The 15,760-nt window shown below is 72.2% G+C and carries 12 protein-coding genes; 11 read left to right on the top strand and 1 reads right to left on the bottom strand.

From position 1 onward, the window contains the following. The first annotated feature begins 62 nt into the window (after positions 1-62). The 10 genes from lysA to rho all read left to right on the top strand — a co-directional run bounded on the left by lysA (position 63) and on the right by rho (position 14,268). Positions 63-1,448, top strand: a complete 1,386-nt coding sequence (gene lysA / locus Pen02_RS21410) for a diaminopimelate decarboxylase (protein WP_203867879.1) — start codon at positions 63-65, stop codon at positions 1,446-1,448. Next, on the top strand, positions 1,445-2,794 hold the full coding sequence (locus Pen02_RS21405; protein ID WP_203867878.1) for a homoserine dehydrogenase: 1,350 nt from the start codon (positions 1,445-1,447) through the stop codon (positions 2,792-2,794). The genes lysA and Pen02_RS21405 overlap by 4 nt, the downstream gene beginning before the upstream one ends. Positions 2,795-2,960: 166 nt before the next feature. Continuing rightward, on the top strand, positions 2,961-4,010 hold the full coding sequence (thrC, locus tag Pen02_RS21400; protein WP_203867877.1) for a threonine synthase: 1,050 nt from the start codon (positions 2,961-2,963) through the stop codon (positions 4,008-4,010). 221 nt (positions 4,011-4,231) lie between these two features. Next, positions 4,232-7,525 (top strand): efflux RND transporter permease subunit, encoded by a 3,294-nt coding sequence (locus tag Pen02_RS21395; protein ID WP_203867876.1) that lies wholly within the window; start codon positions 4,232-4,234, stop codon positions 7,523-7,525. Between the two features lie 116 nt (positions 7,526-7,641). Continuing rightward, on the top strand, positions 7,642-8,895 hold the full coding sequence (locus tag Pen02_RS21390; protein WP_203867875.1) for an MFS transporter: 1,254 nt from the start codon (positions 7,642-7,644) through the stop codon (positions 8,893-8,895). Between the two features lie 170 nt (positions 8,896-9,065). After that, the gene (locus tag Pen02_RS21385; RefSeq protein WP_203867874.1) at positions 9,066-9,725 is read left to right on the top strand and encodes a phosphodiesterase; all 660 of its coding nucleotides are present in this window, start codon (positions 9,066-9,068) and stop codon (positions 9,723-9,725) included. A 90-nt stretch (positions 9,726-9,815) separates the two neighbouring features. After that, a complete protein-coding gene (locus tag Pen02_RS21380) occupies positions 9,816-10,682 on the top strand; it encodes an SPFH domain-containing protein (protein ID WP_203867873.1) in 867 nt (288 codons plus the stop codon). A gap of 13 nt (positions 10,683-10,695) precedes the next feature. Continuing rightward, complete coding sequence (locus Pen02_RS21375; protein ID WP_203868292.1) at positions 10,696-10,923, top strand: type II toxin-antitoxin system antitoxin; 228 nt, start codon at positions 10,696-10,698, stop codon at positions 10,921-10,923. Between the two features lie 137 nt (positions 10,924-11,060). After that, entirely contained in the window at positions 11,061-12,008 is a 948-nt protein-coding gene (thrB, locus tag Pen02_RS21370) for a homoserine kinase (protein WP_203867872.1), read from the top strand. 298 nt (positions 12,009-12,306) lie between these two features. Next, entirely contained in the window at positions 12,307-14,268 is a 1,962-nt protein-coding gene (rho, locus tag Pen02_RS21365; protein WP_203867871.1) for a transcription termination factor Rho, read from the top strand. A 78-nt stretch (positions 14,269-14,346) separates the two neighbouring features. On the opposite strand, the gene Pen02_RS21360 is transcribed toward rho, so the two are convergent. Then, complete coding sequence (locus tag Pen02_RS21360; RefSeq protein WP_203867870.1) at positions 14,347-15,228, bottom strand: NAD(P)-dependent oxidoreductase; 882 nt, start codon at positions 15,226-15,228, stop codon at positions 14,347-14,349. 96 nt (positions 15,229-15,324) lie between these two features. Here Pen02_RS21360 and Pen02_RS21355 point away from each other — a divergent pair, with 96 nt between their 5' ends. Then, complete coding sequence (locus Pen02_RS21355; RefSeq protein WP_203867869.1) at positions 15,325-15,711, top strand: winged helix-turn-helix transcriptional regulator; 387 nt, start codon at positions 15,325-15,327, stop codon at positions 15,709-15,711. The last annotated feature ends 49 nt before the right edge of the window (positions 15,712-15,760 follow it).

Below are 15,760 nucleotides of genomic sequence, written 5' to 3'. Positions count from 1 at the left end.
CGTAACCGGCCCCCGGCGTAGCGGGCCGGTCGGAAACACGCGCGTGGCGAAGGGAAAGACGAATGCGCGCTCACGAAGCGGGGGCACTGCACGGCGACCTCGGAGTCCGAGGCCCAGCCTGGCTGCGTACCCCGGAGGACGTCAACGCCCTGGTACCGCAGCTCTGGCCGCGCAACGTGACCCGGGACGCCGACGGCGCGCTCGTGGTCGCCGGCCTCGGCGTACGCGAGCTGGCGGCGGAGTTCGGCACCCCGGTCTACGTACTCGACGAGGATGACCTGCGGTCCCGGTGCCGGGACTTCCGGGCGGCCTTCCCGGACGAGGACATCTACTACGCCGGTAAGGCGTTCACCTGCCGGGCGGTGGTGCGAATCATCGCCGAGGAGGGGCTGTTCCTGGACGTCTGCTCCGGCGGGGAGCTGGCGGTGGCGCTGGCCGCCGGCATGCCGGCCGAGCGGATCGGCTTCCACGGCAACAACAAGTCCCCGGCCGAACTGGCCCGGGCCGTCGACGCCGGGGTGGGCCGGATCGTCGTCGACTCGTTCCACGAGATCGACCGGCTGTCCGCGCTGGCCCGGGACCGGGGCGTACGCCCCAAGGTGCTGATCCGGGTCACCGTGGGCGTCGAGGCGCACACCCACGAGTTCATCGCCACCGCGCACGAGGACCAGAAGTTCGGCTTCTCACTGAGCGGCGGGGCGGCGGCGGAGGCCGCGTTCCGGATCCTCGACGAGGACGTACTCGAACTGCGCGGCCTGCACTCGCACATCGGCTCGCAGATCTTCGACACCAGCGGTTTCGAGGTGGCCGCCCGACGGATCCTCGGTTTGCAGGCGCAGATCCGGGACGCACGCGGGGTGGAGCTGCCGGAGCTGGACCTCGGCGGCGGCTTCGGCATCGCGTACACCACCCAGGACGACCCGTCGCCGCCGCACGACCTGGCGAAGCGGATCAACAAGATCGTCGACGGGGAGTGCGAGGCGATGCGGCTGGCGGTGCCCCGGCTCTCGATCGAGCCCGGCCGGGCGATCATCGGTCCGGCCGTCTTCACGCTCTACGAGATCGGCACGGTCAAGGACGTGGACGGGATCCGGACCTACGTCTCCGTCGACGGGGGGATGAGCGACAACATCCGGACCGCGCTCTACGGTGCGTCGTACTCGGCGACGATCGCCTCCCGGGCCTCGACCGCCGAGCCGATTCTCGCCCGGGTGGTGGGAAAGCATTGCGAGGCCGGGGATGTGGTGGTGAAGGATGAATTCCTGCCCGCCGACGTGCAGCCCGGAGATCTTCTCGCCGTGCCCGGTACGGGCGCCTACTGCCGGAGCATGGCCAGCAACTACAACCATGTTCCCCGGCCGCCCGTGGTGGCGGTCCGGGACGGCCGCGCGCGGTTGATCGTCCGGCGGGAGACCGAAGACGATCTGCTGGCATTGGATGTGGGATGACGAAACCGGTCCGTCTGGCCCTGCTCGGCTGCGGCACCGTCGGCGCGGAGGTGGTACGCCTGCTGCGCGAGCAGGCCCCCGACCTGACCGCCCGGGTCGGTGCACCGCTCGAACTCGCCGGGATCGCCGTACGCCGGCTCGGCCGGGACCGTGGCGGCGTGCCGGTCGATCCGGCGCTGTTCACCACCGACGCGCTCGGTCTGGTGAAGCGGGACGACGTCGACCTGGTGATCGAGGTCGTCGGCGGGATCGAGCCGGCCCGGGGCTGGCTGGTCGAGGCGCTGCGGGCCGGCAAGAGCGTGGTGACCGCCAACAAGGCGCTGCTCGCCGAGGACGGCGGTACCCTGCACGACGCCGCCGCCGAGGGTGGTGCCGACCTCTACTACGAGGCTGCGGTGGCCGGGGCCATCCCGCTGCTCCGCCCGCTGCGCGAGTCGCTGCACGGCGACACGATCACCCGGGTCACCGGCATCGTCAACGGCACCACCAACTTCATCCTCTCCGCGATGGACGCCACCGGCGCCGGCTTCACCGAGGCGCTGGACGAGGCGACCGAGCTGGGCTACGCGGAGGCCGACCCGACCGCCGACGTGGAGGGCTTCGACGCGGCCGCCAAGGCCGCCATCCTGGCCTCGCTGGCCTTCCACACCCGGGTCACCGCCGCGGACGTGCACCGGGAGGGCATCACCGAGGTCACCGCCGCCGACATGGCCAGCGCCAAGGCGATGGGCTGCACCATCAAGCTGCTCTGCATCGCCTCCCGGGGGCCGGACTCGGCCGGCACCGAGTCGGTGAGCGTCCGGGTGCATCCGGCGATGATCCCGGTCAGCCATCCGCTGGCCAGCGTCGGCGACGCGTTCAACGCGGTATTCGTCGAGGCCGCCGCCGCCGGTGAGCTGATGTTCTACGGGCGGGGCGCGGGCGGGGCGCCGACCGCGAGCGCGGTGCTCGGCGACATCGTCGGGGCGGCCCGCAACCACCTGGCCGGGGTACGCGCACCGAGCGAGTCCGCGTACGCGGCGCTGCCGATCCGGCCGATGGGGGAGGCGGTCACCCGCTACCACATCAGCCTGGACGTGGCCGACCGCCCGGGCGTACTCGCCGCCGTCGCCGGGGTCTTCGCCCGGCACGACGTGTCGATCGCCACCGTACGGCAGGCTGCGGCGCCGGCCGGCCCGGCGGACGGGGCGACCGGACCGGCGGCCCGGGGCGGCGACGCGATCCTGGTGATCGTCACGCACGCCGCACCGGACGCCGCGCTGGCCGCCACCGTCGAGGAACTGCGCCGGCTGGACATCGTCCGGTCGATCGCCAGCGTGCTCCGGGTCGAGGGCGGCGCCCGGTAGCCGACGCGCCCGGCGCCGGGCGGGGGGAGGTTCCGGCCGATCGGCCCCGTCCCGCCAGATGGTTAGCGGGTGGTGCGGGTGCAGCGGATCCGCGACCCTGGGTCACCGTGGGAGCAGTGCGGGTGCCCGTCGCGGAGGCCGGCGGGACCAAGGCGAGGAGAGCGACATGTGGCGGGGCTTGATCGAGGCGTACCGGGACCGGCTGCCGGTCAGCGAGGCCACGCCGGTGATCACTCTGCACGAGGGGAACACCCCGTTGCTGCCCGCCCCGGTGCTCTCCGCGCGGCTCGGCTGTGACGTCTACCTCAAGGTCGAGGGCGCCAACCCGACCGGTTCGTTCAAGGACCGGGGTATGACGCTGGCGGTCTCCAAGGCGGTCGAGGCCGGCAACAAGGCGATCATCTGCGCCTCCACCGGCAACACCAGCGCCTCGGCGGCGGCGTACGCGGCGCGGGCCGGGCTCACCTGCGCCGTGCTGGTGCCGCAGGGCAAGATCGCGCTCGGCAAGATGGCCCAGGCGCTGGTGCACGGCGCCCGGCTGCTCCAGATCAACGGCAACTTCGACGACTGCCTGTCGCTCGCCGCCAAGCTGGCCATGGACTACCCGGTGGCGCTGGTCAACTCGGTGAACATCGACCGGCTGCACGGGCAGAAGACGGCCGCGTTCGAGGTCGTCGAGGCGCTCGGCGACGCCCCGGACATCCACTGCCTGCCGGTCGGCAACGCCGGCAACATCACCGCGTACTGGATGGGCTACTCGGAGGAGTCCGAGGCCGGCAACACCACCCGCCGCCCGAGGATGTACGGCTTCCAGGCATCCGGCGCCGCCCCGATCGTCACCGGCGAGGCGGTCCGCGAACCGTCCACCATCGCCACCGCGATCCGGATCGGCAACCCGGCGAGCTGGACCAAGGCCGTCGACGCCCGGGACGAATCCGGCGGGCTGATCGCGGCGGTGACCGACCGGGAGATCCTGTCGGCGTACCGGCTGCTCGCCCGTGAGGTGGGTGTCTTCGTCGAGCTGGCCAGCGCGGCCAGTGTCGCCGGGCTGTTGCAGCAGGCCGCCGAGGGGCGGGTGCCGAGCGGCTCCACCGTGGTCTGCACGGTCACCGGGCACGGCCTGAAGGACCCGGAGTGGGCGATCTCCACCGCCCCCTCGCCGATCACCATCCGTAACGACGTACCGACCGCAGCCCGCGCCCTCGACCTGGTCTGAGCGGGGCCGGGAACGCTTCCCAGCCGGGCGTCGGACGTGGCGGACCGGCTGAGAGGCGGCTGAGCCGGAGTTGTCGGCGGGGCCGGTCGGCGGGCACGCTGCGCCCAGCGCCCCGACTCCGGGGCGGTGTTCCGGGTCAGGCAGACTCTCCCCTGCCGCGCCGAGTCGGAACTCGCGCGATCGCATTCTCGCGCCAACTCGATAACAGGAGTGAGCCGCTGATGTCGTTCCTCGCCAGACTCAGTCTCGCCAACCGAGGGCTTGTCGCGCTCATCGCGATCGTGATCACAGCATTCGGCGTGTACGCCGTACCGTCGCTGAAGCAGCAGCTTCTGCCCTCGCTGGAGTTTCCGGCGGCCTTCATCATCGCGCCGTACCCGGGTGCCGGGCCGGAGGTCGTCGAGGAGCAGGTCGCCGAGCCGATCGAGAACGGCATCCAGGGGATCGCCGGGCTGTCCAAGGTCACCTCGACCTCGCAGGAGGGCAGCGCGACCCTCCAGGTCGAGTACGAGTTCGGCACCGACCTGGACGACGCGGTCAACAAGATGCAGACCGCGCTGAACCGGCTCTCCCTGCCGGAGAACGTCGAGCCGCAGGTGATCGCCGGCAGCACCGACGACCTGCCGGCGGTGGTGCTGGCGGCGTCCGGCAACGGAGACGAGCGGGCCCTGGCGGACAAGCTCGCCGACACCGTCGTACCGGAGCTGGAGTCGATCGACGGGGTCCGCACCGTCGAGGTGACCGGCGCCCGCGAGGAGCAGGTGGTGATCGCCCCCGACCCGGTCAAGCTGGCCGGCGCCGGGGTCGCGCCGACCGCGATCGCCGAGGCGCTGCGGGCGAACGGCGTGACGATTCCGGCCGGGGCGCTGACCGAGGCCGACCAGACCCGAACTGTGCAGGTCGGCGGCCGGATCGCCTCGGTCGAGGAACTCGCCGGAATCTTCGTACCCGGTCGCGCCGGTGGCCGGCCGGTCCGGCTCGGTGACGTGGCCACCGTGCAGCAGCAGCTCGCCGCGCCGACCTCGTTCACCCGGACCGACGGTGCGGACAGCCTCGGCATCATGGTCACCGCCACCCCGGACGGCAACGCGGTGCGGATCTCGCACGACATCCGGGACCGGCTCGCCGACCTCGGTTCCGCCTCCGGCGCCACCCTCACCGTGGTCTTCGACCAGGCGCCGTTCGTGGAGAAGTCGATCGAGAGCCTGACCACCGAGGGCCTGCTGGGCCTGGTGATGGCCGTACTCGTGATCCTGGTCTTCCTGCTCTCGATCCGGTCCACCCTGGTCACCGCGGTCTCCATCCCGCTGTCGGTGCTGGTGGCGCTGATCGCGCTCTGGATCGGCGACTACTCGCTCAACCTGCTCACCCTCGGCGCGCTGACCATCGCGGTCGGCCGGGTCGTCGACGACTCCATCGTGGTGCTGGAGAACATCAAGCGACATCTCGGGTACGGCGAGCACAAGCGCACCGCCATCCTCGGCGGCGTACGCGAGGTGGCCGGCGCGGTCGTCGCGTCCACCCTCACCACGGTCGCCGTCTTCACCCCGATCGTGCTGGTCGGCGGCTTCGTCGGGCAGCTCTTCGCGCCGTTCGCGATCACCGTCACGGTGGCGCTGCTCGCCTCGCTGCTGGTGTCGCTGACCATCATCCCGGTGCTGGCGTACTGGTTCCTGCGGCCGGCGAACGGCGGTGCGACCGAGGAGGCGGTCCGGCAGGCGGCCGAGGAGAAGGAGCTGCGCAGTCCGCTGCAACGCGGGTACCTGCCGGTGATCCGGTTCGCGACCCAGCGGCGCTGGCTCACCGTCGGCCTCGGCCTGGTGGTGCTGCTCGGCACGTTCGGCCTGGCCACCCGGCTGGAGACCAACTTCCTGGACGACTCCGGGCAGGACACCCTGAGCATCAGCCAGGAGTTGCCGATCGGCAGCAGCCTGGCCGCCACCGACGCCGCCGCGAAGCAGGTCGAGCGGGTGCTCGGCGAGACCGACGGGGTGGAGTCGTACCAGGTGACCGTCGGCGGGGGCGGGGGCAACCCGTTCGGCGGCGGTGGCAGCGCCAACGAGGCCAGTTTCTCGGTCGCGTTGACCGAGGAGACCGAGGCGGGCGAGGTCGAGGACGCCCTCCGGGCGGAGTTCGACAAGCTGACCAACGCCGGTGAGATCAGCTTCGGCGGCGGCGGCGGTGGACCGGGCGGCGGCGCGGTCAACGAGATCCAGGTGATCGTCCGGGCTGCCGATTCCGAGGTGCTGGACCGGGCCAACGAGCAGGTCAGCAAGGCGATGTCGGAGACGCCGGACGTCACCGACGTACGCAGCAGCCTGGCGGAGAGCGCCCCCCGGATCGACGTCAAGGTGGACCGGGCCGCCGCCGCCCGGGTCGGGCTCTCCGAGGCCGCCGTCGGGCAGCTCGTCGCGCAGCAGTTCCGGGGCAGCCCGCTCGGCCAGGTGTCGCTGGACGGCAAGCAGCAGGACGTGGTGCTGCGTACCGGGCAGCCGCCGGCCGGCATCGAGGCGCTCCGGGCGCTGCCGGTCGGGCCGCCCGGCCCGGCGGGTGTGGTGAAGCTGGGCGACATCGCCGAGGTGCGCGAGGTACAGGGGCCGCTCGCGGTGACCCGGATCGACGGCGAGCGCAGCGTGACGATCAGCGGTACGTCGACCGGCTCCAACCTGGGCGCGACCACCGCCGCGCTGCGGGAGAAGCTGGACGGCATCGAGGTGCCGGGGGCGACCTTCGAGGTCGGTGGCGTCAGCGCCGAGCAGCAGGAGGCCTTCGCCGACCTGGGGCTGGCGGTGCTGGCCGCGATCGCGATCGTCTTCGTGATCATGGTCGCCACCTTCGGCAGCCTGATCCAGCCGCTGATCCTGCTGGTCTCCATCCCGTTCGCGGCGACCGGTGCGATCGGCCTGCTGCTGGCCACCGGCACGCCGCTGGGTGTACCGGCGCTGATCGGGGTGCTGATGCTGGTCGGCATCGTGGTGACCAACGCGATCGTGCTGATGGACCTGATCAACCAGTACCGGGCCCAGGGGATGGGGGTGGTCGAGGCGGTGGTCGAGGGCGGCCGGCGCCGGCTGCGGCCGATCCTGATGACCGCGATCGCGACCATCTTCGCGCTGCTGCCGATGGCGCTCGGGCTGACCGGCGAGGGCGGGTTCATCTCGCAGCCGCTGGCCATCGTGGTGATCGGCGGCCTGATCAGCTCGACGCTGCTCACCCTGGTGCTGGTGCCGACCCTCTACACGATGGTGGAGAACACCAAGGAGCGGATCCGGCGGCGGCGTTCCGGCGCCGCGCCGGCCGGTGCCGACGAGCGCGCCGGGTCGGGGGAGTCGGCCGGCGAGCCGGTGCCGGTCGGTGCCGGAGTCGGGGTACGCCAGGCGGGCGCTGCGGGTAACACGTCCCCGGGACCGGTGCCGGCCCGTCCCTCCGGTGCGCTGGTGGAGGGCACCGACCAGTTCGAGGTGCTCCGGCTGCCGAAGAGCCGGAAGTCCCCACTGCCGCCGACCGAGGACTGACCCTCCGGACCGCACCGACGCCGGTCGGTTCCAGCGCTCCCCACAGCGGGGGTGCCCGGAGCCGGCCGGCGTCGGCCGTTGGAGGGCCGGACGGCGGCCGGGTAGGGTCCCGGTACGTGTCGTCTGCCGTTTCAGTCCTTACCCGGAACCGGGACTTCCGCCGCCTCTTCAGCGCCGAACTCGTGGTCTTCGGGGCCGACTGGTTCATCATGGTGCCGCTGCTGGTGCTCCTTCCGGAGCTGACCGGCAGCGGGGTGTGGGGAGCCCTGGTGCTCGCCGTCGACAACGGCATCCTGGCCCTGCTGCTGCCGTACGCCGGCACGGTCGCGGACCGGCTGGACCGCAAGCGGATCCTGATCGCCTCGAACCTCGTCGCGCTGGCCGCGATCGTGCTGCTGCTCGGGGTACGCAGCCCGGGTACCGCCTGGCTGGCCCTGCTGGCGGTCGGCACGGTGGCGGTGGCCAAGGCGTTCTACTCGCCGGCCGCCTCGGCAGCGCTGCCGAACGTCGTGGACCCGGCGGACCTGGCCGGAGCGAACGCGATCGCCGGTTCGGCGTGGGGCACGATGAGCATCGTCGGCGCCTCCCTCGGCGGCGTGCTGACCGCTGCCGTGGGCCCGTACGCCTGCTTCTGGGTGGCCCTGGTCGGCCTGGCGGTGGCCGCGGGCCTGACCCTGCTGATCCGCCGCCCGATGCAGCAGCCGCGCGACCACGACCTGCCGGTGCCGAATCCGTGGGCGGCGCTCGGCGAGGCGCTGCGGTACATCGGCCAGCGTCCCCGGGTGCTGGCTCTGGTCACCGTGAAGAGCGCGGTCGGTCTCGGCAACGGTGTGCTGACCGTCTTCCCGCTGCTGGCCACGCTGTACGGCGCCGGTCCGATCGGCACCGGCCTGCTCTTCGCGGTACGCGGTGCCGGCGCGCTGGTCGGCCCGCTGCTGATGCGTCGGGTGTTGCAGCACCGCTCCTGGCTCTTCCCCGGCCTCGCCCTGTCGATGTCCCTGTACGGCCTCGGCTATCTCGGTGTCTCGGTCGCCCAGTGGTTCCCGCTGGTGCTGCTGCTGGTCTTCGTGGCGCATTTCGCCGGGGGCAGCAACTGGGTGATGTCCAACTTCGCGTTGCAGGCCGAGGTGCCGGACCGGCTGCGCGGCCGGGTCTTCGCCACCGACATGATGCTGGCGACCGTGGCCATCGCGTTCAGCCAGCTCGTGGTGGCCGGCGTGGTGGACCACGTCGACCAGCGGGTGGTGCTGGCCGGCTGCGGCCTGACCACCCTGCTGTACGCGCTCGGCTGGTGGGTGGCGACCCGCCGCCTCGACCCCTCCGACGACCAGGACCCCCGCCCGGTCCACCCCGCCACCCCACCCGCCTGACCCGCCGCCCGCCGCTCGGCGTCCGCCGGGCCATGATCGTGCTCGTTGCCCGAAAGAGTGCCCTCGGTTCGAGACGGAAGGCACTCTCTCCCTGAGACAGCACGATCTCCCCCGCGCGGGTCTATTCGGGGGGTGGGTGGGTAGGACGGGGCATCGACACGGTGCCGGAGGTGCGGGCGACCAGCCGCGTCGCGCGGTGGCGCGGCGGGCGGACGCTGCATCCGCGCGGGCTCTCCTTCGGCGGCGAGGTCGAGCTGTCGGGGCCGCTCGCCGACCGTCTGGTCGGCGGTCCCGGCCGGTACGCCGCCACTTTGCGGCTCTCCCGGGGCGTACCGACCCCGGACGGCTGGCCGGACCTGATGGGGCTGGCCGTCCGGCTGCACGGTGTCGACGGCCCCTTCGACCTGCTCCTCTCGAACACCGGCCGGCTGCCGCTGCTCCGGCACCTGCCGCTGCCCCGCCTCGACTTCGCCGGACCGTACGGAAGTCTGCTGGCGTACCGGATCGACGGGCGTCGGCGCTATCTGTTGGCGTGTGCCGACCGTCCGCTCGGGCGTTCGCTGACCGAGGTGGCCGAGGTCGCGGCCCGGAACGAGGCCCGGTTCACGCTGCTGGCCGCCGGGGTGCGCGACCCGTGGCGTGTCTTCGGCCGGATCACCTTCGGGGTGCGGCTGCCCGCCGAGGTGGACGCCGCGCTCGCCTTCGACCCGGACGGCCGGCGCGGTTCGGCGCTGCGGCCGAGAGGCGTGCTCCAGCGGCTGCGGGTGGTCAGCTACGCCGCCTCGCAGCGGGGCCGGGGCGCCGCCGAGGACCAGACCCGGCTGCCCTGAGGCCGTCTCACCTTCCGACCCGGTACGGGGTCGACGTGGTGGTGCTCGTTGGATATCCTCGTGATATCACATCGCTAGCAGGGAGATGTCATGGAACGAGCCGCCTTCCGGATCTCCGGGTTCATTCCGACCCTGGCCTTGCTGGTCCTGGCCGGCGTCGGGATCGCCATCGTCGTGCCGGTGCTCGACGAGCCGGGGGTGGACCTCCGGATCGCCGTGGTCGCCGTCGGCTACGCCCTCCTCGCCGCGCTGGCGGCCACCGGATACACCGTGGTCAACCCGAACGAGGCCCAGGTGGTGCAGTTCTTCGGCCGCTATGTCGGCACCATCCGGGAGGCCGGCCTGCACTGGACCTGGCCGCTCACCGCCCGGGAGAAGGTCACGCTGCGGGTGCGTAACTTCGAGACCGCCCGGCTCAAGGTCTCCGACGCGGACGGCAACCCGGTGGAGATCGCGGCGGTCGTCGTGTGGCAGGTGGTCGACACCGCCAAGGCCGCGTTCGCGGTCGACGACCACGTCGAGTACGTCGCCGTGCAGTCCGAGGCGGCGGTCCGGCACCTCGCCACCAGCTACCCGTACGAGGCGCACGACTCCGGTCGGGCCAGCCTGCGGGACAGCGCGGTGGTCAGCGACGAGTTGACCTCCGAACTGCGCGAACGGGTCGAGTTGGCCGGCGTGGAGGTGCTCGAATCCCGCACCACCCACCTGGCGTACGCCCCGGAGATCGCCCAGGCGATGCTGGCCCGGCAACAGGCGAACGCGATCGTGGCGGCCCGGTTCAAGATCGTGGAGGGTGCGGTCGGCATGGTCTCGAACGCGCTGGACCGGCTGCGCGAGGAGGACGTGGTGGAGTTGGACGAGGAGCGCAAGGCGCAGATGGTTTCCAACCTCCTGGTCGTACTCTGCGGTGACCGGGCCGCCCAGCCGGTGGTGAACACCGGCTCCCTCTACGGCTAGGACCTCCGCACCGATGGCCGAACGCAAGAAACTCCTGCTCCGGCTCGACCCGCAGGTCTACGACGCGATCGCGAGATGGGCCGCGGACGACATCCGCAGCGTCAACGCCCAGATCGAGTACGCCCTGCGGCTGGCCCTGCGTTCGGCCGGCCGGACCGCCAGGCCACCCCGGGGCGGCACCCCGGGAGAGCCCACCCCGGAGCCGGAGAGCGCGGGGTCGGAGGACTCGGAGCCGGCCTAGCCGGTACCCCCGGGCACCTGGGACGGATCGGCGGCGGACCCTGCGACGGATCAGCGGCGGGCCCTGGGATCGATCGGCGACGTCCCAGGGCCCGGGCGGCCGCCCCGGCACCGGTCGGGGCCGCCTAGCATGAGCCGATGCGGCCGACCTTCGTTTCCGAGCCGGTCCGGGTCCGGGTGCCGGCGACCAGCGCCAACCTCGGTCCGGGCTTCGACGCGCTCGGGCTGGCGCTGGCGCTCTACGACGACGTCAGCGCCCGGACGACTCCGACCGGTTGTCGGGTGGAGATCACCGGACAGGGTGCCGGTGAGCTGCCGACCGGCGAGGAACATCTGGTCGTCCGGGCCATCCGGGCCGGTTTCGACGCGCTCGGCGGTCAGCCGACCGGGCTGGCCGTCGAATGCGTCAACCGGATCCCGCAGGCACGCGGGCTCGGCTCCTCGTCGGCGGCGATCGTCGCCGGCATCCAACTGGCCCGGGCCCTGGTCGTGGACGGTACGCACCGGCTCGACGACGCGGCGGCGCTGCGGTTGGCGGCCGAGTTGGAAGGGCATCCGGACAATGTCGCGCCGTGCCTGCTCGGCGGGTTCACCATCGCCTGGACGGAGTCGGGCGGTCCGGCCCGTGCGGTCCGGTTGCCGGTCGCGCCGCAGGTCAGGGCCACGGTGTTCGTACCCGAGGAACGCGGGCTGACGGCGACGGCCCGGGCGGCGCTGCCGGCGACGGTGCCGCACGCGGACGCCGCCCGCAACGCCGGCCGGGCCGCCCTGCTGGTGCACGCGCTGACCGTCGACCCGACACTGCTCTTCGAGGCGACGGAGGACCGGCTGCACCAGCACTACCGCGCGCCCGGAATGCCGGGAACGGCCGCGCGGTTGGCTGAGTTGCGTGCGGCTGGTGTGCCGGCTGTGGTCAGTGGGGCGGGGCCGTCGATTCTCGCGCTCACCAGCACGGACGAGGAATTCGACGCGGGAATGGGTTGGACCGCGCAAAGGTTGCCGATAGACGTAGCCGGGGCCCGGGTCGATGGGGGTAGACTGGGACACGCCGAGCGGGACCCTGTTGCCGCAGGTCGGAAGAGTTGATTACGCTCTAGACTTAGCACAGCCGCGAAGCAATGCGACTCCTGCGGGTCGGTGCACCCCCGAAGCTCTCGGCGGTCAGCCCGTCTCACCCCTGCCTAGGTCTACGCCGCACCGCAGTTTCCACAGGTCGCCGCAGACGGCGAGACCTGCCCACCGATGTTGGTGGGTCGGGAAACCACCGGCTGCTGTGTTACAGACTCCCGTGACGCGTCAAGCGAGACGGGTGTACCGAGGCCGCCCGGCCAGCCAGCACTTTCGGGCCACGGGCAGCCCCGGCCTTATCGAGGGAAGGAATCCATTGAGCGACACCACCGACGTGACGTCGGATGTTTCCAACGTCGCTGGCGAAGCCACCGCAGGCGCCACCCGCCGTCGGCGGACCGGCACCGGGCTGTCGGCGATGCTGCTGCCGGAGTTGCAGAGCCTGGCCGCGTCGCTCGGCATCTCCGGTACGGCCCGGATGCGCAAGGGCGAGCTGATCGCCGCCATCTCGGAACGGCAGGCTGGTGCCACCAACTCCGCGGGTGCTGGTACCCCGCGTCCGCGCGCCGAGGTATCGGCCGCGTCCGCGCCGGCTCGCGAAGAGGTTCGGGCCGAGGTGCGGGAAAGCGCAGACCGACCGGACGGTGAGCGCCGGGGCGCCGAGCAGGTGCCGGCCGCCACCGCCGCCTCCGGCGGCGAAGGCCGGACCCGGACGTCCCGCCGGTCCAGCCGGACCGCTGTCGCCACCGCCGAGGCGGAGACCGAGGCGGCTCCGGCGGAGCGTTCCGAGCGGGCCGAGCGCGGTGACCGCGCGGAGCGTACCGAGCGTGGCGACCGCGCGGAGCGGGCCGAGGGTGCCGAGCGGACCGACGGTGGCGAGCGCGGTGACCGCGCCGACCGGGCCGAGTCGCGCAACGGCCGGGACCGCAACGAGCGGGGTGACCGGGGCGAGCGCGGCGAGTCGCGCAACGACCGGGGACAGCGTTCGGCGGACCGGGACAACGACGACGACGACGGTGAGGGCGGCGGCCGGCGCAGCCGGCGGAGCCGGTTCCGGGACCGTCGGCGTGGCCGTGGCGACCGGGCGGAGAACGGTGAGGGCGGTGGCGGCGGCGGTGGCGGCCGGGAGCCGCAGGTCAACGAGGACGACGTACTCGTACCCGTGGCCGGCATCATCGACGTGCTGGACAACTACGCCTTCGTCCGGACCACCGGGTACCTCTCCGGCCCGAACGACGTCTACGTCTCGATGTCCCAGGTCAAGAAGTACGGCCTGCGCCGAGGTGACGCGGTCACCGGTGCGGTCCGGGCGGCCCGGGAGGGCGAGCAGCGGCGGGACAAGTACAACCCGCTGGTCCGGCTGGACACCATCAACGGGATGGACCCGGACGAGGCGAAGCGGCGTCCCGAGTTCTACAAGCTGACCCCGCTCTACCCGCAGGAGCGGCTCCGGCTGGAGACCGAGCCGCACATCCTGACCACCCGGGTCATCGACCTGGTGACGCCGATCGGCAAGGGTCAGCGGGCGCTCATCATGTCGCCGCCGAAGGCCGGTAAGACCATGGTGTTGCAGGCGATCGCCAACGCGATCACCCACAACAACCCCGAGTGCCACCTGATGGTCGTGCTCGTCGACGAGCGGCCCGAAGAGGTCACCGACATGCAGCGCTCGGTCAAGGGCGAGGTTGTCGCGGCCACCTTCGACCGCCCGCCGCAGGACCACACCACGGTCGCCGAGCTGGCGATCGAGCGGGCCAAGCGCCTGGTCGAGCTGGGCCACGACGTGGTCGTACTGCTCGACTCGGTGACCCGGCTCGGTCGGTCGTACAACCTGGCCGCGCCGGCCAGTGGTCGGATCATGTCCGGCGGTATCGACTCCACCGCGCTGTACCCGCCGAAGCGGTTCCTGGGCGCGGCTCGGAACATCGAGAACGGCGGCTCGCTGACCATCCTCGCCACCGCGCTGGTGGAGACCGGTTCGGTGATGGACACGGTCATCTTCGAGGAGTTCAAGGGCACCGGTAACGCCGAGCTGAAGCTGGACCGGAAGATCGCCGACAAGCGGGTCTTCCCGGCCATCGACATCCACACCTCCGGTACCCGTAAGGAGGAGATCCTGCTGGCCCCGGAGGAGCTGGCCATCACGCACAAGCTGCGCAAGGTGCTGCACTCGCTCGACTCGCAGGCCGCGCTGGATCTGCTGCTGGACCGGCTCAAGCAGTCCCGGACCAACATCGAGTTCCTGATGCAGATCGCGAAGTCGACACCGGGCGAGTAGCACGCTCTTCCGTAGCGACGGCACGTTCGTGGGGCCCGGCCGAGTTCGGTCGGGCCCCACGCCGCGTTCCGGGCCGGTTCAGTGGAGCAGCAGGTCGACCACTCCGGTGTCGCTCTCCGCGCCGTGGCCGTCGGCGAGCCGGCGTGCCATCAACTCCAGGTACGGCGTCAGCAGTTCCGGGCTGACCCCCTGCTCCCGCGCCGTGTCCAGCAGGGTGGCGTTGGCGGCCACCATCATCGCGAGGTTGGACTCGGTACCGGTGACGTAGTCGCCGCTGCCCAGTTGGGCCGCCATCAGGTGCACGTACGGGGCCATTCCGGTGAGCCAGCCCTCGACCAGCGGGGCGAACTCCTTCGGCGGGATCTCCTCGCGGCGGAGCAGGGCGAAGGCGTGCGCGACACCGGAGAACATCCCGGTCATCGCGCTGAGCAGTGCCACGTCGTGCAGGGCGGCGAAGCCGGGATCGCTGCCGACGTACCGGGTGTCGGCCGGTACGGCAAGCGTGTCGCGGTGCGCGTCGAACAGTTCCCGGGAGCCGCTGTAGAAGACGTACCCGCCGGAGTCCGGTACGCCGATCATCCGGGGTACCGCCATGATCCCGGCGTCCAGGAACCGGGCCCCCCGCTGCCCGGCCCACTCGGCGAGGGCTCGGGCCTGTCCGGGGGTGCTGGTGGTGAGGTTGACCAGGTCCCGGCCGTCGAGGTCGGCGTCGGCCAGCGCCTCCCGCACCGAGGCGTCGTCGAGCAGGCAGGTCAGTACGAGTCCGTTCGCGGCGACCGCCCCGGCGGCGGTACCGGCGACGGCGGCGCCCTCGGCGGCGAGTGGTTCGGTCCGGGCGGCGGTGCGGTTCCAGACGGTCAGCGGGTGCCCGGCGGCGAGCCAGGCGCGGGCCAGCGCGGTGCCCATCGCGCCGAGTCCGAGCAGGGTGAGCGGAGTTCCTCCGGAATTGTTCTGTGCCATGCTCGTAGACTTGCCGCCGCACTCCGGGTCGCTCAAGTACGCACTTCGAAGTGGGTGGTTACCCCGGGGTTAGCGAGCTGGCGGGGAGGGGTGGCCATGCCGACGGTACGAAGGCCGGGCGCGCCGGGGGCGTACGTCTGCGGTATCGACGCGGCGATGGCCGTGGTCGGCGGGAAGTGGAAGGTGCTGATCCTCTGGGCGCTCGGCGAGCAGCCGTGCCGGTTCGGCGAGCTGCGCCGGCTGGTGCCCGGGGTGACCGAGAAGGTGCTCGCCTCGCACCTGCGCGAGCTGGAGGCGGACGGGATCGTGCACCGCGAGGTCTACGACGAGGTGCCGCCCCGGGTCGAGTACTCGCTGACCCCGCTCGGCGTCGCGCTCAACGCGGCGCTGGAGCCGCTCGGCGCCTGGGGGCGGGAGCATGTCCTCGGCGATGGATACCGGACCGCCCGGACCGGGACGCCGGCCTCCGGCGGGATCCGGTAGCTGTCGATCTCGGCGGCCCTGTTTCGACCTGGAGGTGCCAGCGCCCGCC

This window comes from Plantactinospora endophytica (genome assembly GCF_016862915.1).
In the GTDB taxonomy this organism is placed as follows: Bacteria; Actinomycetota; Actinomycetes; order Mycobacteriales; family Micromonosporaceae; genus Plantactinospora; species Plantactinospora endophytica.
The sequence above is the reverse complement of the archived record's forward strand: the minus strand, read 5'-3'. Positions and strand labels throughout refer to the sequence as shown.